The following is a 19,813-nucleotide window of genomic DNA, read 5'->3' on the forward strand; positions in this document are numbered from 1 at the left end:
CGGTTCGTTTGAGAGGACATACGCAACTCATGGCGAAGATCCTGAAGTTCGACGAGGACGCCCGTCGCGCCCTCGAGCGTGGCGTCAACAAGCTTGCGGACACCGTCAAGGTGACGATCGGCCCCCGTGGCCGCAACGTCGTCATCGACAAGAAGTTCGGTGCTCCGACCATCACCAACGACGGTGTCACGATCGCCCGCGAGGTCGAGGTCGAGGACCCGTACGAGAACCTGGGCGCCCAGCTCGTCAAGGAGGTGGCGACCAAGACCAACGACATCGCGGGTGACGGCACCACCACCGCGACCGTGCTGGCCCAGGCCCTGGTCCGCGAGGGCCTGAAGAACGTGGCCGCGGGCGCCTCCCCGGCCGCCCTCAAGAAGGGCATCGACGCGGCGGTCAAGGCCGTCTCGGACGACCTGCTGGCCACCGCCCGCCCGATCGACGAGAAGTCCGACATCGCCGCCGTGGCCGCGCTGTCCGCGCAGGACAAGCAGGTCGGCGAGCTGATCGCCGAGGCGATGGACAAGGTCGGCAAGGACGGTGTCATCACCGTCGAGGAGTCCAACACCTTCGGCCTGGAGCTCGACTTCACCGAGGGCATGGCCTTCGACAAGGGCTACCTCTCGCCGTACATGGTCACCGACCAGGAGCGGATGGAGGCCGTCCTCGAGGACCCGTACATCCTGATCCACCAGGGCAAGATCGCCTCGATCCAGGACCTGCTGCCGCTCCTGGAGAAGATCATCCAGGCCAACGCCAGCAAGCCGCTGCTGATCATCGCCGAGGACGTGGAGGGCGAGGCCCTCTCGACCCTCGTCGTCAACAAGATCCGCGGCACCTTCAACGCCGTCGCGGTGAAGGCCCCGGGCTTCGGTGACCGCCGTAAGGCCATGCTCGGCGACATCGCCACCCTTACGGGCGGCACCGTCATCGCCGAAGAGGTCGGCCTCAAGCTGGACCAGGTCGGTCTGGACGTGCTGGGCACCGCCCGCCGCGTGACCGTCACCAAGGACGACACCACGATCGTCGACGGTGGCGGCAAGAGCGACGAGGTCACCGGCCGCGTCAACCAGATCAAGGCCGAGATCGAGGCCACGGACTCCGACTGGGACCGCGAGAAGCTGCAGGAGCGGCTCGCGAAGCTGGCCGGCGGCGTGTGCGTGATCCGCGTGGGCGCGGCCACCGAGGTCGAGCTCAAGGAGAAGAAGCACCGCCTGGAGGACGCCATCTCCGCGACCCGCGCCGCGGTCGAGGAGGGCATCGTCTCCGGTGGTGGCTCCGCGCTGGTCCACGCCGCGAAGGTGCTGGAGAACAGCCTGGGCCTGGAGGGCGACGAGGCCACCGGTGTCGCGGTCGTCCGCCGCGCCGCGGTCGAGCCGCTGCGCTGGATCGCCGAGAACGCCGGTCTCGAGGGCTACGTCATCACCTCGAAGGTCGCCGAGCTCGAGAAGGGCTACGGCTACAACGCGGCCACCGAGGAGTACGGCGACCTGGTGAAGGCCGGCGTCATCGACCCGGTCAAGGTCACCCGCTCCGCGCTGGAGAACGCGGCGTCGATCGCCTCGCTGCTGCTCACCACCGAGACGCTGGTGGTCGAGAAGCCGGCCGAGGATGAGGCTGACGCCGGGGGCCACGGTCACGGTCACGCGCACTGACGCACTTGCGTTTGCACGTCGCTGCTGTGCGAAGGCGCGGCCGCCCTGGGGGGCGGCCGCGCCTTCGCTGTTTGTCCCGCGGTGCGGGTGTGTGGTGGTTGATGGGGTGCGCGGTCGGTTGTGTGGTGGGTGGCGGGGGTGGGGCCTCCGGTGCGGCGCGTGCGGGGTGCGCGGTGGGGTGCGTGGTGGGTGGCGGGGGTGGGGTCTCCGGTGCGGCGCCCTGGACCGCATATTTACGGCGCCGGTGCCCGGGGGCGTGGGGTGGGCCGGGGGTTGGCGCCACAAATATGCGAAAGCGTCCAGGACACCACCCCTGCGACCCCACCCCCTCCCGTCTCGTCGGCGGCCACCCGCCGGTGGCACCGGGCGCCTGTCCGGCTCACGTTCAGCCCGGGGGCCGAGAATTCAGCCCCTCCGGCGTTTGAAGACCGGGTCCGGGGCGGATCGCTATTCAGCCTCTCCGGCGTTTGAGGAGCGGGGTCCGGGGCGGAGCCCCGGTGGGGGGCCAGGGGGCGGAGCCCCCTGGTTTCGGGAAGGGGCGGGGTGGGGGCTGTCCGCCGGAGGCGCTGGTGCGGTTTCGGGGCGGGTAATCCCGGGAGAGCTATGCCTTGGCCGGGGGGCGGCCGACCTTGGAGGAGAGGGTGGAGAGGGCCGAGCGCGGGGCCAGCTTGGCCAGGCTTGTCATCGCCTTGTAGCGCGGGTCCGGGATGGACAGCGACTTGCCCCGGGCGAAATCCTTCAGGGCCGCCGTGACCAGCCGGTCGGCGTCCAGCCACATCCAGCTCGGCACGCTCTCCCGCTTGATTCCCGCTCGCGCGTGGAACTCCGTACGGACGAACCCCGGGCACAGCGCCATCAGCCGTACGCCCGCGCTCGCCAGGTCCTTTGCCGCGCCCTGTGTGAACTGCACGACCCACGCCTTGCTCGCCCCGTAGGTGCCGCGCGGGAAGAAGGCCGCGATCGAGGCCACGTTGATCACCCCGCCGCGGCCGCGGCTGCGCATCGTTTCGGCGCCCGCGCTGGTCAGTCGCAGCACCGCCTCGCAGTGCAGCTTCAGCATCCGCAGTTCATCGGTGATCGGCACCTCCAGATAGCGGTCGCGGTTGCCGAAACCGGCGTTGTTGACGAGCAGATCGACCGGGTGGGTGCGGTCCCTGAGGCGGGCCTCGACCGCGGCGATTCCGTCATCCTCGGACAGGTCCGCCACCAGCACATCGGCCTCCACGCCGTGCCGGTCGTGCAGATCCGCCGCCTGCTCCCGCAGCCGCTTCTCGTCGCGTGCGACGAGCACCAGATTGTGCCCGTCGGCGGCGAGCCGGCCCGCGAAGGCGGCCCCGATGCCCGCGGTGGTTCCGGTAATCAATGCAGTCGTCATACGCGCACGTTATCGGCCACGGCAGGCCCTGGTGGACCGCCGAGCGGGACCGTGAGCGATCTGGGCCGGAATGAACACTTCCGTCAGCTGGACCGGTACTTGAGGGCGGCCTTCCGCGCCTCCGGATGGAGTGCGTCGCCCGCCACCAGCACCCTCGGCAGCAGTTCCCGCTCCGTGGTCTCGGCGCGGAAGAGGAAGGCGACCGTCACCTCGTGGTCGGGCCGGTGCACGATCTCGACGGGGTCGCCCGAGCGGACCTCGCCGGGTTCGAGCACCCGCAGATAGGCCCCGGGGACGGCGGCCTGGGTGAACCGCTTGACCCATCCCCGCTCGCCCAGCCGCCCCGCGAACGTACGGCAGGGGATCCGCGGTGAGGTCACCTCCAGGAGCAGCTCGCTCCCCACCCGCCAGCGCTCGCCGATGAGGGCGCCGCTGACGTCGATGCCGCTGGTGGTGAGGTTCTCGCCGAAGACGCCGTTGGCCAGCTCGCGGCCCAGCTCCTGTTCCCAGACGTCGAGGTCCTCGCGGGCGTAGGCGTAGACGGCCTGGTCGTCGCCGCCGTGGTGGCGGGTGTCGCAGACCGAGTCACCGGACAGACCGCTGCCACCCTGGCCCTTCGGCCCCGGGGCCGCGACCCGTACCGGGCGCTCGACGGGACGCTTGTCGATACCGGTGCCGGTGGGGCAGTCGCTGTAGTCGGTCGGCGTCGCGCGGCCCAGATTCACCGTGAGAACGGCTGGAGTTTGCAGCATGACCGCACGGTAGGGCAGGGCGGTCAAAGCGTCGACGTAATATCCCGGACCATACCCAAGGGTCGCTTATGCTCGGAGGCATGATCGAGGCCCGCCATCTCAGGGTGCTGCGCGCGGTGGCCGCCACCGGTTCCTTCTCCGCCGCCGCCCGCGAGCTGGGCTGCACCCAGCCTGCCGTCAGCCAGCAGATGAAGGCCCTGGAGGGCGCCGCGGGCACCCCGTTGCTGATCCGCAGCGGGCGGGAGATGCGGCTGACCGAGGCGGGCCGGGCGCTGGTGCGGCATGCCACCGGGATCCTGGCCGGGCTGACCGCCGCCGAGGAGGAGGTCGCGGCGATCGCCGGGCTGCGGGCGGGCCGGGTGCGGCTGGTGTCCTTCCCCAGTGGCAGCTCGACCCTGGTGCCCATGGCGCTCGCCGAGATGCGCGCGGCGTATCCGGGGACCCGGGTCTCGCTGGTGGAGGCCGAGCCGCCGGGCTCGGTGGAGATGCTGCGCGCGGGCGACTGCGAGATCGCGCTGGCCTTCCGGTATCCGCAGATGAGCGAGGAGGCTTCGGGCGGTGCCGAGTGGGACGACCTGGTCCTGCGGCCGCTGCTGAACGACCGGCTGGTGGGCGTGGTGCCGGAGGGGCACAAGCTCGCGGGCGCCGGGGCGGTGGGGATCGCCGAGCTGGCCGGGGAGCCGTGGATCGCGGGCTGTCCGCGCTGCCGGGGGCATCTGGTGGAGGTGTGCGAATCCGAGGGGTTCACGCCGCGGATCGACTTCGCGACGGACGACTATCCGACGGTCGTCGGCCTGGTCGGGGCCGGGCTGGGGGTCGCGGTGCTGCCCGAGCTGGCGCTGGAGTCCGTACGTGCCAAGGGCGCCACGACGCTGGAGGTGGAACCTGCGGTGCGCCGGGAAGTGGTGGCGCTGACCCTGCCCGACCTCGCCCGCGTCCCGGCGGTGGCGGCGACGCTGGACCGGCTGGAGCAGGCGGCCCACAGGTGAGCGGCGGGCGTTCGCGCACCGGGTGGTGGCAGAAGGAACGTTTCTTCGATTGGCTGCGACCGGACTCCGATCAGGCTCCGGGGGCTCCGGTGCCGGCGACCGCTCGGTGGCGTGCCCGCCCCATGAGCTCCTCGCGCTCGTCCTCGGTCAGTCCGCCCCACACTCCGTAAGGCTCGCGTACGGCGAGGGCGTGCGCGGCGCACTGCGCTCGTACCGGGCAGCGCATGCACACCTCTTTCGCCGACATCTCGCGTGCGCTGCGGGCAGCGCCGCGCTCCCCCTCCGGGTGGAAGAAGAGCGAGCTGTCGACCCCGCGACACGCGGCCAGGAGCTGCCAGTCCCACAGGTCGGCATTCGGGCCGGGAAGACGGGAGAAATCTGCCATTGCCTTATCTCCTCGATGCGATCGGCTGCGGACGCTGCGTCCTGGGTCGTACATCTACGGTGTAAGTAGATGTAAATATGACTCATTGCGAATCTAGCCACACAGACCGGCAAATTGGAAGCAAGGTCGCCAAATGCCACCGAAGGGACTGCCTCGGGGGCTGCCCTATGGGGGAGACGCGAAGGGCGCGACCTGTGCGACGAAGCTGCTCCGTGTCCGGGCCCTCACGTAGAGTGTCGAAGGTGGCCGCCGAACCCCGTAACTCTTTCGGGTGACCGTCGTTGAGAGTGCGGAGGCGGTTGATGGGTAAAGCTCTCGGACAGATATCCGGGGCTGTCAATCGCTCAGGTGACGATATGTACCAGCCTGGAGGCTCAAGGTGACGCGCATCAGCTGCGGAGGACGGCCATGACATCCGTCCTCGTCTGCGACGACTCCCCGCTTGCCCGAGAGGCGCTGCGCCGTGCGGTGGCGACCGTGCCCGGCGTCGAGCGTGTGACGACGGCGGCCAACGGCGAGGAAGTCCTCCGCCGCTGGGGCGCCGACCGCTCGGATCTGATTCTGATGGACGTACGGATGCCCGGTCTCGGCGGGGTCGAGACCGTGCGGCGGCTGCTCTCCGCCGACCCGGGCGCCCGGATCATCATGCTCACGGTCGCCGAGGACCTCGACGGCGTCGCGCTGGCCGTGGCCGCCGGCGCCCGTGGCTATCTGCACAAGGACGCCTCGCGCGCCGAGCTGCGCGCCACCGTGACACAGGCGCTCGCCGACCCCACCTGGCGGCTGGCCCCGCGCCGGCTGCGCTCGGCCGAGATGGGCGCCGCGCCCACCCTCACCGCGCGGGAGATCCAGGTGCTCGAGGGCATGAGCCATGGCCGCTCCAATGCGGAGATCGGCCGTGAGCTGTTCCTGTCCGAGGACACGGTCAAGACGCACGCACGCCGGCTGTTCAAGAAGCTCGGCGCGTCCGACCGGGCCCATGCGGTGGCCCTCGGGTTCCGCTGGGGTCTGGTCCGCTGACTCGGCCACGACCGTTCTGACGTGCTGCGCAGCGGGGGCGCTACGGTCCCCGCCCGCCGGGTGGCGGGCGGGGCGAGAGCGTGCGCGGCGGGCCCTGTCGCGGTGGCCTGTACCAGTTCCCCGCGCTATGCCGCATCCTTGAAGGTGTGGAGTTCCTCGGGGACGAGTCGGTCGGGCGTGAGGGGAGAGCGCAGGACGTGACGACAGCCGGCGCACCTGCTCATAACGCTTCAGCGCACAACTACGGACGCGGTGCCACGGAGCCACCCGGCCCGAGGCACCATGGATGGATGCCGCGTAACGACGAGAACCCAGGAGCCGCCAAGGGCGCTCCCGGGGGCACGGGGCCGATCGGCGCCCTCGTCGGGCGCGCCGTCGAAGGGGACGAGCAGGCCACTCATGACCTGCTGGCCCTGGTCCATCCGCTGGCCCTGCGGTACTGCCGCACGAGGCTGTCCCGACTTCCGGGTGATGCCCGCCACTTCGTGGACGACCTCGCGCAGGAGGTCTGTCTCGCGGTGCTGTGCGCGCTGCCGCGCTACCGCGACACCGGAAAGCCCTTCGAGGCGTTCGTCGTGGCCATCGCCTCCCACAAGGTCGCCGATCTGCAGCGGGCCGCCATGCGCCACCCGGGCTCCACGGCCGTCCCCTCGGACGAGATGCCGGAGCAGCCGGACGATTCGCTGGGGCCCGAGGAGCGGGCGCTGCTCAGCAGCGACGCGGAATGGGCCAAGAAGCTCCTGGCCAACCTTCCGGAGAATCAGCGCGAGCTGGTGCTGCTGAGGGTCGCGGTCGGGCTGACGGCGGAGGAGACCGGCCAGATGCTCGGCATGTCCCCCGGAGCGGTGCGGGTCGCCCAGCACCGGGCCCTGAGCAGGCTGCGCGCGCTCGCCGAGCAGTGATCCGAGGGCCTGCCGGTCCCCGGTCGCGCTCGTTACCTCGTTGTGCCTTCCGTATTCAGCAGCTCACTGAGAAGTTATCCACAGGGCGGAATGAGGCACTCGGGGAGCCCGTTAGCATGGGAGTCCGCGCTGGGGCAAGACCATTTGGAAGGGTGTCATGACTGACAACGTCGACGGAGTGCCTGAGAAGTTCGCCATGCTCGGGCTGACGTACGACGACGTGCTGCTGCTGCCGGGCGCCTCCGAGGTGCTGCCGAACGCGGTCGACACCTCGTCCAGGGTCTCTCGGAATGTCCGGGTGAATGTGCCCCTGCTGTCCGCCGCCATGGACAAGGTCACCGAGTCCCGGATGGCCATCGCCATGGCCCGGCAGGGCGGGGTGGGCGTGCTCCACCGCAATCTGTCCATCGAGGACCAGGCCAACCAGGTCGACCTGGTCAAGCGCTCCGAGTCCGGCATGGTCACCGACCCGATCACGGTCCGGCCGGACGCCACGCTGCACGAGGCGGACGCGCTGTGCGCGAAGTTCCGCATCAGCGGTGTGCCGGTCACGGACGCGGTGGGCAAGCTGCTCGGCATCGTCACCAACCGTGACATGGCCTTCGAGGTCGACCGGGGCCGCCAGGTCCGCGAGGTCATGACCCCGATGCCGCTGGTCACCGGCAAGGTGGGGATCTCCGGCGAGGACGCGATGCAGCTGCTGCGCCGCCACAAGATCGAGAAGCTGCCGCTGGTCGATGACGCGGGCCTGCTCAAGGGCCTGATCACGGTCAAGGACTTCGTGAAGGCCGAGAAGTATCCCCACGCGGCGAAGGACGCGGGCGGCCGGCTGGTCGTGGGCGCCGCCGTCGGCGTCGGCGACGAGGCGTACGAGCGGGCGCAGGCGCTGGTCGAGGCCGGTGCCGACTTCCTGGTCGTGGACAGCGCACACGGCCACAGCCGGGGCATCCTCGACATGATCGCCAAGGTCAAGTCGAATGTCTCGGTCGATGTGGTGGGCGGCAATGTCGCCACCCGGGACGGCGCCCAGGCGCTGATCGACGCGGGGGTGGACGGAGTGAAGGTCGGCGTCGGCCCGGGCTCCATCTGCACCACGCGCGTGGTCGCGGGCATCGGCGTGCCGCAGGTGACCGCGATCTACGAAGCGGCTCGGGCCTGCCACGCGGCCGGGGTGCCGCTGATCGGCGACGGCGGTCTGCAGTACTCGGGCGATATCGCCAAGGCGATCGCCGCCGGTGCGGACACGGTGATGCTGGGCAGCCTGCTGGCCGGCTGCGAGGAGTCGCCGGGCGAGATGGTCTTCATCAGCGGCAAGCAGTTCAAGTCCTACCGGGGCATGGGTTCGCTGGGCGCGATGCAGACGCGCGGCCAGGCCCGCTCGTTCTCCAAGGACCGCTACTTCCAGGACAACGTGCTCTCCGAGGACAAGCTGGTCCCCGAGGGCATCGAGGGCCAGGTGCCCTACCGCGGTCCGCTGGCCTCGGTCGCGCACCAGCTGGTGGGCGGTCTGCGGGCGTCGATGGGTTATGTCGGCTCGGCCAATGTGGCGGAGCTGAAGGAGAAGGGCCGCTTCGTGCGGATCACCTCGGCGGGTCTCAAGGAGAGCCACCCGCACGACATCCAGATGACCACCGAGGCGCCGAACTACTCCGGCCGTTGACCCGCGCCGTTCACCCGGGCGACCCTGCGCAGGTCCGGGCAGGGATACTGGGACGGCTGTTCGTGAACAGGGAAAGGCACCCACGTGACTGAGATCGAGATCGGGCGCGGCAAGCGCGGCCGCAGGGCGTACGCGTTCGACGACATCGCCGTTGTGCCGAGTCGTCGCACCCGGGACCCCAAGGAGGTCTCGATCGCCTGGCAGATCGACGCCTACCGCTTCGACCTGCCGTTCCTGGCCGCGCCGATGGACTCGGTGGTCTCGCCCCGCACCGCGATCCGCATCGGTGAGCTCGGCGGCCTCGGGGTGCTGAACCTGGAAGGGCTCTGGACCCGTTACGAGGACCCGGAGCCGCTGCTGGCGGAGATCGCCGAGCTGGACGAGCGCACCGCGACCACCCGGATGCAGGAGATCTACGCCGAGCCGATCAAGGAAGAGCTGATCGGCCAGCGCCTGAAGGAGGTGCGGGACGCGGGCGTGGTGACCGCCGCCGCCCTGTCCCCGCAGCGCACGGCGCAGTTCTCCAAGGCCGTGGTGGACGCGGGCGTCGACATCTTCGTGATCCGCGGGACCACGGTCTCCGCCGAGCATGTCTCCGGCGCCGCCGAGCCGCTCAACCTCAAGCAGTTCATCTATGAGCTGGACGTCCCGGTCATCGTGGGCGGCTGCGCCACCTACACGGCCGCGCTGCATCTGATGCGCACCGGCGCCGCCGGTGTGCTGGTGGGCTTCGGCGGCGGCGCCGCGCACACCACCCGCAATGTGCTGGGCATCCAGGTGCCGATGGCGACCGCGGTCGCCGATGTCGCCGCCGCCCGCCGGGACTACATGGACGAGTCCGGCGGCCGCTATGTGCACGTCATCGCCGATGGCGGCGTCGGCTGGAGCGGCGATCTGCCCAAGGCCGTCGCCTGCGGCGCGGACGCGGTGATGATGGGCTCCCCGCTGGCGCGGGCCACGGACGCACCGGGCCGCGGTCACCACTGGGGCATGGAGGCCGTGCACGACGAGGTGCCGCGCGGCAAGCGGATGAACCTGGGCACGGTGGGCTCCACCGAGGAGATCCTCCTCGGCCCCTCCTCCATCCCCGACGGTTCGATGAACTTCTTCGGTGCGCTGCGCCGGGCCATGGCCACGACCGGCTACTCGGAGCTGAAGGAGTTCCAGCGGGTCGAGGTCACGGTCGCCCCGTCGGCCCGCGACAAGAGCTGAGCCTGCTTCACGGCTGAGCGTTCTTCACAGCGGGACGTTCTTCACAGCGGGACGTTCTTCAGCAAGGGGAAGGCCCCGACCGCATCGCGGTCGGGGCCTTCCTTTGCGTCGCTGTGTGCGCGTCGCGCGTGCGGTCAGCGGTTGCTGATCCGGTACGCGGTGCTGACCGCGGCGACCGGCGCGAGCGCCATGAGGATGTAGGTCAGCGCGTCCGAGTCTTCCTTCCACGACTTCCACAGGTCGCTGAAGTGGTCGAAGAAGATCTCGTTCGAGGAGAGCACCTGGCTGCTGGCGCCGCCGCCGATCTTGTCGGCGTAGTTGCTCATCACATCGTGCAGGATCATCGCGTAGCCGTAGAGCTCACCGAGGAACACCGCGGCCAGGGCCAGCACCGCGCCGACCACCCACAGCCCCGTGTTGCGGCCGCCCAGCTTGGCGATCGCCAGACCGATGAGCGCACCGACGACCACACCGGCGTAGCCGAACTGCGTGACCTCCGGCGGGGTCTTGTCCGTGTCCGCCATTGCGCTCAGCAGGAACGCGTAGAGGAACGCGCCGACGAGAGTGGCCACGATGGCAGCGCCCACCGCCAGCATCGGGTTGCCCGGACGGCCGACCGGCGGCGCGGGCGGCGGGAAGCCGCCGCCGTACTGCGGCTGGGGCTGCTGCGGCTGCTGGGGCTGCCCCTGCGGGTAGCCGTAGCCCGGCTGCGGGGTGCCGTAGCCACCGGCCTGCTGGGGCGGGGCGGGCTGCTGCGGGTAACCGCCGGGCTGCTGTGGGTAGCCACCCGGCTGCTGTGGCTGCTGCCAGTTCTGGCTCATGGAATTCCCCCGGGGATGAAGGTGTTGAGACCGCGTTCCGGGGGCAGCTGAGCTGATGAGCGGCTGCGGGCTGGGAACGCGGATGGAAACTTTCGAGCCATAAAAGTAACAGGCAGGCATGACAATCAGACAAGTCGTGTCTGACGTCCGTGACATGGCTGGGACCGGACGGAGACACGCTGGCCCGGCATATGCGGATTTCGTCGGCCGCTACTCGGTGATCCGCTTCGCGACGAGGTAACTCTCCGCGCCGGCCACGGCGTAGAAGTTGATGTCGTTGCGCCCCAGGATGTCATCCCGTCAGTGGTCCCTGACCAGGCCGAAGTGCCCGATCAGGGTGTCCGTGGTGGGCCAGGAGCTCTCGTCCCCCATCAGCACCGCGACGCCGAGCAGTTGCGCCACCGAGACGCCGACCACCGCGAGCGGTATGCCGATGAGCGCCAGCAGTGGCGCGCGGCCGCCCAGCTTGCCCAGCGCGGCGCCGGTCAACAGCCCGATGCACAGCGCCCAGTAGCCGACCTCCTGGCCGCGGTGGCCGATTTTCCCCTGAATGAAGCCGAAGACCAGCGCCCCGAGCAGCGCCGCCGCGATGCCCGCCGCGAGACCATGGGCCGGTCGTGGGGCCTGAGCTGCGGAAGCCGCGGACGCGATCACGACCGCAAGGTAGCAGCGGCATAGCCGTACGGTGGTGCGAATGACATCAGTGCCGGGACAGAATCCGGCATAAGCAATAATGTCAACTTATGGCGCAGAACAAGTCGTTCAATGGGCGTGACATGGGTATCGACCTCGGCACCGCCAACACACTGGTGTACGTACGGGGCAGGGGCATCGTGCTCAATGAGCCGTCGGTTGTGGCAGTGAACACAGCCGACGGCAGTGTGCTGTCGGTGGGCTCGGCGGCCAAGGAGACCATGGGGCGGACGCCGACGAACATCGTCGCCGTGCGACCGCTGCGCGATGGCGTGATCGCCGATTTCGAGATCGCCGAGCGCATGCTGCGGTACTTCATCAAGAAGGTGATGGGCAGCCGCCGGCTCGCCCGTCCCCGTGTGGTCGTCTGCGTGCCCTCCGGAATCACGGGCGTTGAGCGGCGCGCGGTGATGGAGGCGGCCACTCAGGCCGGGGCGCGTCAGGTGCATCTGGTCGAGGAGCCCATCGCGGCGGCGATCGGGGCGGGGCTGCCGGTGAGCGAGCCGACCGGCTGCATGGTCGTCGACATCGGCGGCGGTACGACGGAGGTCGCCGTGGTCTCGCTGGGCGGCATCGTCACCGCCCGGTCGGTGCGTACCGCGGGCGACTCCATGGATGTGGCGATCACCTCCTATGTGAAGAAGCAGTACGCGCTGGCGATCGGCGAGCGGACCGCCGAGGAGATCAAGGTCTCCATCGGATCCGCCTCGCCCGCCGGGTCGCTGTCCGTGCCCCGGGTGTCGGAGGCCGTCCGGCGGCCCGAGCGGAATGTCGAGGTGTTCATCCCGGGCCAGAGCGAGGACCCCGAGGACACCCAGGCGCTGCTGCCGCCGGACCGCTGCACCATCCGCGGCCGCGACCAGGCGACCGGGCTCCCCAAGGTGCTCGAACTGACCGCGGACGAGGTACGGCACGCCCTCGCCGAGCCGGTGGACAGCATCGTCGCGGCGGTCCGGGCCACGCTCGACGAAACCCCGCCCGAGCTGGCGGGCGACATCATGGACCGCGGCATCGTGCTGACCGGCGGCGGTGCCCTGCTGCGCGGTCTGGACGTACGGCTGGGGCGCGAGCTGAACATCCCCGTGTTGGTGGCCGACGACCCGCTGGACTGTGTCGCCATCGGCACCGGCCGCTGTGTGGAGGACTTCGCCTCACTGCGCACCGCGATGGACGCACGGCCTCGTCGGCCGGACACGGTGCGGGTGTGATGCCTTGGGATCGCACGGTGCGGGTGTGGCCCGCCGCGGGCCGGACCTGTGTGGCTGACGCCCCGGGGCCGTACGTGCGGGACGTCTCGGGTCGGGGCGTGCGGGCGTGACGCCCCGGGGCCACAGCCCGGGATTGCACCTTACGGGTGCGATGGCACGGGGCCGCACGTGCGGGTGTGACGTCGCGGGCCGCGCCGTGCGGGTGTGATGTCTCGGGGCTACAGACCGGGCCGCGCCGTGCGGGCGTGATGCCTAGGGCCGCGCCGTGCTGGCGGGACCCGCCCCGGGGCGGGTCCCGCCAGGCTCCCCAGGGCCCGGGGTCTCCCAAGACCCCTCCCCGGGGTGGGGGTCTTGAGCGTGCGGCATCGTCCCCGGCGTGGTGGGCTGGTGACACCGCGTCGGTCCCGTGCGGCGCGGGCGGACGGCAGACGCGGGCGTCGAGGTGGTGGTCGTGGGGTGCGGCGGGACGTACGGGCGGGCGGTCGTCGCGACCGTCACCACGATCCTGGTCGCGATCACTTCCGTACCGGTGACGCCCACCGGGCCCGCCGAGGCCGTGGGCCCGGCGCCCGGCCGCGAGACGTACGGCGTCACCGCGGCGCAGGGCCCATCGCGTTCGTACGGCGCCATGACAGCTCCTCAGGGCCCGTCGCGTTCGTACGGCGTCACCCCGGCGCAGAGCCCCTCGCGGTCGTACCCCGTGTCCGTCGAACTGGCCTCCCTGACCCCCGCGGTGATCCGCCAGGGTGGCGACCTGAGGATCACCGGGCGGGTCACCAATACCTCCGGGCGGCGTCTCGGGCCCGCGCATATCGGGGTGCGGATCGGCGCGTCCGGCGCGATCGACACCCGCGGCGGGCTCTCCGCCGTCGCCCGCCGCGCGCCCCTGACCCGGGCCGACGGCCCCGAGGTGCCCGGCCGCACGGCCCGCCTCGCCGCGCTGCCGACCGGCGCCGAGCGCGGCTTCCGGCTCACCGTGCCCGTCCCCGACCTGGAGCTGGACGACGCCGGGTCGTACGCGCTCACCGTAGATGTCGTCCGCGCGGGCGGCGCCGCCGCCGGGACGGTGCTCGGGCTGACCCGCACCCATCTGTCCGCGTACCCCGACACCACGCGGCTGGAGCCGCTGCGCACCACCGTGCTGTGGCCGGTCCTCGACACTCCGCGAATGGAGGCGCTGACCCTGCGCACCCAGGACAGCGTGCTGCCGGTCTTCCGCGATGACGAGCTGACCGCCGCCTTCGGGCCGGGCGGCCGGTTGCGGCGGCTGGTCGAGATGGGCAAGGGGCAGCCGGTCACCTGGGTCCTCGACCCGGATCTGATCGTCCAGGCGCGGGCCATGGCGGCCGGGTACCGGGTGGCCCGTACGCCCGGCGACAGCGATCCGCAGGAGGCCATCGAGGGTGAGGGCGGCGAGGCGGCGGCGGACTGGCTGGCCGCGCTCCGCAGGGCGGTCCGGGGCCGGGAGGTGATCGAGCTGCCGTACGCGGACCCGGATCTGGCCTCGCTCGCCCGCGGCGGCGGCGCCCCGCTCGCGAGTCTGCTGCGCCGGGCCTCCCGCACCGGCCGCAGCGTGGTGGACCGGGCGCTGGGCGTTCACGCGCGTACCGGTGTGGGCTGGCCCGCGGGCGGTGAGCTGGACGACGGGATCGCCCGGTACGCCAAGGAGCTCGGCCTGGACACGGTGCTCGCCTCCGGCGCCGGGGTGGCCTCCGAGGGCGAGCTGGTCTCCGAAGGGGCCACCGACGACGGCGCCGTCTCGCTCGAGGGCGGGACGACCGCGCTGCGCTACGACGCGGCGATCGCCGCCCAGCTCTTCGCGAGCCACCCGGCCGCGGGCGCCTCCGGCGAGCCCGCCCGGCTGCTGCTGCGGCAGCGGCTGCTCGCCGAGACGCTGACGGCCGCACGGGAGCTGCCGTACGCCCGGCGCGAGCTGGTGATGGTGCCCCCGCGCCGGATGCCGCTCGCGGTCGCCCGGGTGCTGCTCACGGTGGTGGCCGAGGGCCGGAAGGCGGGGTGGCTGGAACCGGCCGGATTCGCGGCCGCGCTGCGCAAGCCCACGGCGGGGCGGTTGCGGGGCTTCGACGGCTATCCGCTCGCCCGGCACGCCTCCGAGCTGCCGCCCGCCCGGCTCGCGGCGGTGGTACGGGACCGGCGGCGGATGCGCGCCCTGGCCAAGGTGCTGTCGGACGCGCGGGCCACCTTCGCGTCCGTCCGGGCCGCGCTGGCCCGCTCCGTCGCGACCGCCTGGCGCGCCGACTCGTCGGGCGCGGCCTCGTACCAGCGGGGGGTGTCCCGCTATCTGACCGCCTCGATCGCGTCGGTGCGGCTGGTGCCGAAGTCCATGGTGGTGGTGGCCGGGGGCTCGGCGACCATCCCGGTCACCGTCGACAACGGACTGCAGCAGGACCTCACCGGGGTGGAGCTGCGAGTCCTCTCCAGCCGCCCCGAGCGGCTGAACGCCCGGGACCGCGCGATGCCGGTCCGGGCGTCACGGGCGGTGAGCCGTACGGTGCGGATCCGGGTGAAGGCGTACGCGAACGGCCCGGTACGGCTGACCGCCCAGCTCTACACCACCGCCGACGGACTGCCCTGGGGTGCGCCGATGACGTTCACGGCGGATGTGCGGTCGGTGCCGTCCGGCGCGGTGATCTTCGTACTGGGCGGGACGGCGCTGATCGTGCTGGCGGCCGCGTTCCGGCCGCGGCGTATGCGGCGGCGTTGACCAAGCGAGGGTCAGGGCTGGTCAGAGCCGGTGCGCCGTCCCCGCGGGTCCCGCCCCCCGGGTGTCCAGCAGTAGCTGGGCCTTCACCGCGAGTCCCTGCAGGTCGTAGGTGCGGTGGGGCTGCAGCAGGACGGTCAGGTCGGCGTCGGCCGCCGCCTCGTACACCGAGTCGGCTCGCTCCACCTCGCGCCCCAGCACCCGCCATCGCGCGACATGCGGGTCGTGGTAGCTGAGCCGGGCGCCCAGCTCGATCAGCCGGGAGGCGATCTCCCGGGCGGGCGAGCCCTCCGCGTCGGCGACGTCGGCCTTGTAGCCGACGCCCAGCAGCAGGACGTGCGCGCCGCGTGCCGACTTCCCGTACTCGTTGAGCAGGGCCGTGCAGCGGCGGGTGACATAGCCCGGCATCCGCCCGTTGACCTGCTGCGCGAGTTCCACCATGCGCAGCGGGAGGCCGAGGCCGCGCTGCTGGTCGGCCATATGGCCGTGGTCGACCGGCACGCCGTGGCCGCCGACACCGGGGCCCGGGCGGAAGGACTGGAAGCCGAACGGCTTGGTCTCGGCGCAGCGGACCACGTCCCACACATCGACGCCGAGGTCATGGCAGTACACCGCCATCTCGTTGACCAGGGCGATGTTGACGTGCCGGTAATTGGTCTCCAGGACCTTGACGGTCTCGGCCTCGCGGGTGCCGCGGGCCCGGACGATCTTTTCGGTGAAGCGGCCGTAGAAGGCGGCGGCCGCCTCGGTGCAGGCGGGGGTGAGGCCGCCGATGACCTTGGGGGTGTTGGCGGGGCCGTGGGCGCGGTTGCCCGGGTCGTGGCGGCAGGGGGAGTAGGCGAGGTGGAAGTCGCGCCCGGCCCGCAGCCCGGATCCCTCCTCGAGGAGCGGACGGAGGAATTCCTCGGTGGTGCCGGGGTACACGGTCGATTCCAGCAGAACGGTGGTGTGCGGACGCAGCCGCGCCGCGAGCGTACGGGCCGCCTCGCCGACCGCCGACAGATCCAGTCTGCGGTCGTCCCCGAGCGGGGTCGGTGCGCAGATCACGGCGGTGCGGACGCGGCCGAGCTCGGCGGGGTCGGCGGTGATCCGGAAGCCCTGGGAGGCCATCCGGCGCAGTTCGGCGGCGGACAGCCGGCCCTCGCCGCCCGAGCCGGAGGGCAGCCGTCCGGACCGGAGGGCGGCGGCGAGGCGCGGATCGGGGTCGTAGCCGACGGTACGGACGCCGGCGGCGGTGGCGGCCTGGGCGAGAGGAATACCGAGATGACCGAGTCCGATGACGGCGAGATCTGCGGGCATGACGTCGTGTCGTCCTTCCCGGGACGATGTCGGATGGCGCAAACCCCCCACAGACAGACTAAGCGGAAATATGACTCGTATTCAGTATTGATGGGAGGTGTTGACGCGGTGTCGCGGCGGTGGGCGCGGCAGCGGCATGGCACGGAAGAGCGAAAGCCAGGAAAATCGGCAGGGCGGCGTGACGTCGATCGCAACGGGAGGCAGCGGTGAAGACACCGGCACTGGGACCGGCCGAGCGCGGCGAGGCGCTGGCCCGGATGGCGGACCGTGAGCTCGATGTGCTGGTCGTGGGCGGCGGAGTGGTCGGCGCGGGCACCGCGCTGGACGCCGCCACGCGCGGCCTGGAGACCGCTCTGGTCGAGTCACGGGACTGGGCGTGCGGGACCTCCAGCAGGTCCAGCAAGCTGATCCACGGCGGACTGCGCTATCTGGAGATGCTCGACTTCGCACTGGTGCGCGAAGCGCTGAAGGAGCGCGGGCTGCTGCTGGAGCGGATCGCACCGCACCTGGTCAAACCGGTGCCGTTCCTGTATCCGCTGAAACACCGGGCCTGGGAGCGGCTCTACGCGGGATCGGGCGTCGCGCTCTACGACGCCATGTCGATCTCCTCCGGGCACGGCCGCGGGCTGCCCGCCCACCGCCATCTGTCCCGTCGGCGGGCGCTGCAGGTCGCGCCCTGCCTCAAGAAGGACGCGCTGGTCGGGGCGCTGCAGTACTACGACGCCCAGATGGACGACGCGCGCTATGTCGCCACGCTCGTGCGCACCGCGGCGAAATACGGCGCGCAGGTGGCCAACCGCGCGCGGGTGGTCGGCTTCCTGCGGGAGGGCGAGCGCGTGGTCGGCGCCCGGGTGCACGACCTGGAGCAGGGGGGTGAGTTCGAGGTCCGCGCCCGGCAGGTGGTCAACGCCACCGGGGTGTGGACGGACGAGACGCAGGCGCTGATCGGGGAGCGCGGCCAGTTCCATGTCCGGGCCTCCAAGGGCATCCACCTGGTCGTCCCCAAGGACCGCATCCACTCCACGACCGGGCTGATCCTGCGCACCGAGAAGAGCGTGCTGTTCGTGATCCCCTGGGGCAGGCACTGGATCGTCGGCACCACGGACACCGACTGGGACCTGGACAAGGCCCATCCGGCCGCCTCCAGCGCCGATATCGACTATCTGCTGGAGCATGTCAACGAGGCCCTCGCGGTGCCGCTGACCCGCGACGACGTGGAGGGCGTCTACGCCGGGCTGCGCCCGCTGCTGGCCGGGGAGTCGGACGCCACCAGCAAGCTCTCGCGCGAGCACACCGTGGCCCATCCGGTGCCGGGCCTGGTGGTGGTCGCGGGCGGCAAATACACCACGTACCGGGTGATGGCCAAGGACGCCGTGGACGAGGCGGTGCACGGCCTCGACCGCCGGGTCGGGCCCTGCGTCACCGAGGAGATCCCGCTGGTCGGCGCCGTCGGCTACAAGGCGCTGTGGAACGCCCGGGAGCGGATCGGCCGGCAGGTCGGGCTGCATGTGGCGCGGATCGAGCATCTGCTCAACCGCTACGGCTCGGCGACGCAGGAGGTGCTGGACCTGATCGCGGCCGACCCGTCGCTGGGGAAGCCGCTCGCCGGGGCGGAGGACTATCTGCGCGCCGAGATCGTCTACGGCGTCTCGCACGAGGGGGCCCGCCATCTGGACGACGTCCTCACCCGCCGCACCCGCATCTCGATCGAGACCTTCGACCGCGGTACGCGCTGCGCCCGTGAGGCGGCCGAGCTGATGGCGCCCGTGCTGGGCTGGGGCGAGGACCAGACCGACCGGGAGGTCCAGCACTACGAGAAGCGGGTGGAGGCCGAGCGCGAGTCCCAGCGGCAGCCGGACGATCTGACGGCGGACGCGGCGCGGCTGGGCGCGCCGGACATCATTCCGCTGTAGGAGGTGCGTGATCTCGCTGTGGGAGGTCGGTGTCTTACCGGCGAGGGCAGAACTCGGCCTCGAGGAGAGACGTTTCGGCGGTCAGTCCGGAACGGGCCGTGCTGTTGAGCCGGTAGGTGAGGGTGTGGCGGCCGTCGGGGGTGGCCACGGCCAGTGCGTAGGAGCCGTTGATCTCGCCGTTGTGGCCCCACAGCGTCACCCCGCACGGCAGCCGCACCGGGAAAAGACCCATGCCGTACTGGCCGTCGGAGGCGGAGGTGTTCCGCATCTGCCGCAGCTCGGCCCGGGGCACGACCGTGCCGCGCAGCAGCCCGGACAGGAGGCGGCTCAGATCGTCGAGCGTGGAGACCAGCTCCCCCGCGGCCCCCGCGAAGGAGGGGTTGAGGTCGGTGACATCGCGACGGTCGCCGTCGCTCCGGGCCCCGCTGTCCCGTGTGTACGCGCGGCCGTGCGGGGCCGGGAGGGCGGTGCGGGTGCCGGGGAAGGAGGTGTCGTGCAGGCGCAGCGGGCCGAGCACCTCGCGCCGGGCCTCGGCCGCGTAGGAGCGGCCGGTGACCCGCTGGACGACCATGCCCAGCAGTACGTAGTTGGTGTTGGAATAGCGCCATTTGACCCCGGGCGCGAAGTACGGGCGGTGGGTGAGGGCGGTCCGCACCAGGGAGGCGGGGGTGCGGATGCGGTCGGCCGCGGCGGAGAGCTGACGCGCCAGTGCCGGGTCCTCGGTGTAGTCGAACAGCCCGCTGGTGTGGTTCAGAAGCTGACGAATCGTGATGTTCCGGCCGTCGTTGCCGTGGCCGCGCACCAGTCCCGGAAGGTGCTTCTCCACCGTGTCGTCCAGGCCGAGCCGCCCCTGTGCGGCCAGCCGCAGGGTCAACGCCGCGATGACGGTCTTGGTGAGGCTGCCCGCTCGGAAGTGGTCACTCCGGTGGATCCGGCGTCCGGTGCGGACGTCCGCGACCCCCGACGCGATGAACCGTGTGCCCCCGCCCTCCCGGCGGATGAGCACCCCCGCCCCCGGCGCGTTGCCCTGCGCGGCCAAGCGGCGTACGGCGGTGCGCACGGCGCCGCCATGACCACCGCCCGCGCCCGCGTTCGCCCGCGGGCCGGTGTCCCGGCCCGTTTCCGTGGCCGCCGTTCCGCAGCCGGACAGGGCGAGTCCGAGGGCGGCCGTGAGCGCCACAGCGGTCGGCATACGGCTCCGCCTGTG

Annotated in this window: 16 protein-coding genes; 9 read left to right on the plus strand and 7 right to left on the minus strand. The window is 71.5% G+C overall.

Annotated elements, in window-relative coordinates; all coding sequences use genetic code 11:
• The first annotated feature begins 29 nt into the window (after positions 1-29).
• Positions 30-1,655, plus strand: a complete 1,626-nt coding sequence (gene groL, locus CGL27_RS28115; RefSeq protein WP_119990797.1) for a chaperonin GroEL — start codon at positions 30-32, stop codon at positions 1,653-1,655.
• Between the two features lie 601 nt (positions 1,656-2,256).
• On the opposite strand, the gene CGL27_RS28120 is transcribed toward groL, so the two are convergent.
• The gene (locus tag CGL27_RS28120) at positions 2,257-3,030 is read right to left on the minus strand and encodes an SDR family oxidoreductase (protein WP_078642963.1); all 774 of its coding nucleotides are present in this window, start codon (positions 3,028-3,030) and stop codon (positions 2,257-2,259) included.
• 83 nt (positions 3,031-3,113) lie between these two features.
• Entirely contained in the window at positions 3,114-3,782 is a 669-nt protein-coding gene (locus tag CGL27_RS28125) for an MOSC domain-containing protein (protein ID WP_119994577.1), read from the minus strand.
• Positions 3,783-3,862: 80 nt separating this feature from the next.
• Here CGL27_RS28125 and CGL27_RS28130 point away from each other — a divergent pair, with 80 nt between their 5' ends.
• Positions 3,863-4,771 carry a LysR family transcriptional regulator gene (locus CGL27_RS28130; protein ID WP_119994578.1) on the plus strand — a complete coding sequence of 303 codons (909 nt, stop codon included), beginning with the start codon at positions 3,863-3,865 and terminating at the stop codon, positions 4,769-4,771.
• A 70-nt stretch (positions 4,772-4,841) separates the two neighbouring features.
• Here the strand turns inward: CGL27_RS28130 and CGL27_RS28135 are convergent, their stop codons facing one another.
• Positions 4,842-5,156, minus strand: a complete 315-nt coding sequence (locus tag CGL27_RS28135; protein WP_078642965.1) for a WhiB family transcriptional regulator — start codon at positions 5,154-5,156, stop codon at positions 4,842-4,844.
• Between the two features lie 408 nt (positions 5,157-5,564).
• Between CGL27_RS28135 and CGL27_RS28140 the strand changes: the two genes are divergently transcribed.
• The 4 genes from CGL27_RS28140 (at position 5,565) to CGL27_RS28155 (ending at position 9,950) form a co-directional block, all read left to right on the plus strand.
• Positions 5,565-6,176 carry a response regulator transcription factor gene (locus CGL27_RS28140; protein ID WP_003948568.1) on the plus strand — a complete coding sequence of 204 codons (612 nt, stop codon included), beginning with the start codon at positions 5,565-5,567 and terminating at the stop codon, positions 6,174-6,176.
• Between the two features lie 290 nt (positions 6,177-6,466).
• Entirely contained in the window at positions 6,467-7,078 is a 612-nt protein-coding gene (locus CGL27_RS28145) for a sigma-70 family RNA polymerase sigma factor (RefSeq protein WP_078642966.1), read from the plus strand.
• 157 nt (positions 7,079-7,235) lie between these two features.
• The gene (gene guaB / locus CGL27_RS28150) at positions 7,236-8,738 is read left to right on the plus strand and encodes an IMP dehydrogenase (RefSeq protein ID WP_078642967.1); all 1,503 of its coding nucleotides are present in this window, start codon (positions 7,236-7,238) and stop codon (positions 8,736-8,738) included.
• Between the two features lie 84 nt (positions 8,739-8,822).
• Positions 8,823-9,950: a GuaB3 family IMP dehydrogenase-related protein gene (locus CGL27_RS28155; protein WP_119990799.1), complete on the plus strand. Its 1,128-nt coding sequence runs from the start codon at positions 8,823-8,825 to the stop codon at positions 9,948-9,950.
• 134 nt (positions 9,951-10,084) lie between these two features.
• Here the strand turns inward: CGL27_RS28155 and CGL27_RS28160 are convergent, their stop codons facing one another.
• Complete coding sequence (locus tag CGL27_RS28160; RefSeq protein ID WP_119990800.1) at positions 10,085-10,771, minus strand: hypothetical protein; 687 nt, start codon at positions 10,769-10,771, stop codon at positions 10,085-10,087.
• Positions 10,772-11,071: 300 nt separating this feature from the next.
• A complete protein-coding gene (locus tag CGL27_RS28165; RefSeq protein WP_119990803.1) occupies positions 11,072-11,425 on the minus strand; it encodes a hypothetical protein in 354 nt (117 codons plus the stop codon).
• A gap of 89 nt (positions 11,426-11,514) precedes the next feature.
• Here CGL27_RS28165 and CGL27_RS28170 point away from each other — a divergent pair, with 89 nt between their 5' ends.
• Positions 11,515-12,672 carry a rod shape-determining protein gene (locus tag CGL27_RS28170; RefSeq protein WP_078642971.1) on the plus strand — a complete coding sequence of 386 codons (1,158 nt, stop codon included), beginning with the start codon at positions 11,515-11,517 and terminating at the stop codon, positions 12,670-12,672.
• A 406-nt stretch (positions 12,673-13,078) separates the two neighbouring features.
• Positions 13,079-15,397 (plus strand): DUF6049 family protein, encoded by a 2,319-nt coding sequence (locus CGL27_RS28175; RefSeq protein ID WP_240450654.1) that lies wholly within the window; start codon positions 13,079-13,081, stop codon positions 15,395-15,397.
• A 21-nt stretch (positions 15,398-15,418) separates the two neighbouring features.
• Here CGL27_RS28175 and CGL27_RS28180 read toward each other — a convergent pair whose 3' ends face one another.
• Positions 15,419-16,693 (minus strand): nucleotide sugar dehydrogenase, encoded by a 1,275-nt coding sequence (locus tag CGL27_RS28180; protein WP_119990805.1) that lies wholly within the window; start codon positions 16,691-16,693, stop codon positions 15,419-15,421.
• A gap of 206 nt (positions 16,694-16,899) precedes the next feature.
• Between CGL27_RS28180 and CGL27_RS28185 the strand changes: the two genes are divergently transcribed.
• Entirely contained in the window at positions 16,900-18,606 is a 1,707-nt protein-coding gene (locus CGL27_RS28185) for a glycerol-3-phosphate dehydrogenase/oxidase (protein WP_119990807.1), read from the plus strand.
• Between the two features lie 34 nt (positions 18,607-18,640).
• Here the strand turns inward: CGL27_RS28185 and CGL27_RS28190 are convergent, their stop codons facing one another.
• Entirely contained in the window at positions 18,641-19,798 is a 1,158-nt protein-coding gene (locus tag CGL27_RS28190) for a serine hydrolase domain-containing protein (protein WP_240450655.1), read from the minus strand.
• Positions 19,799-19,813: the final 15 nt, after the last annotated feature.

The sequence above is a fragment of the Streptomyces sp. 11-1-2 genome (genome assembly GCF_003595545.1).
In the GTDB taxonomy this organism is placed as follows: domain Bacteria; phylum Actinomycetota; class Actinomycetes; order Streptomycetales; family Streptomycetaceae; genus Streptomyces; species Streptomyces hygroscopicus_B.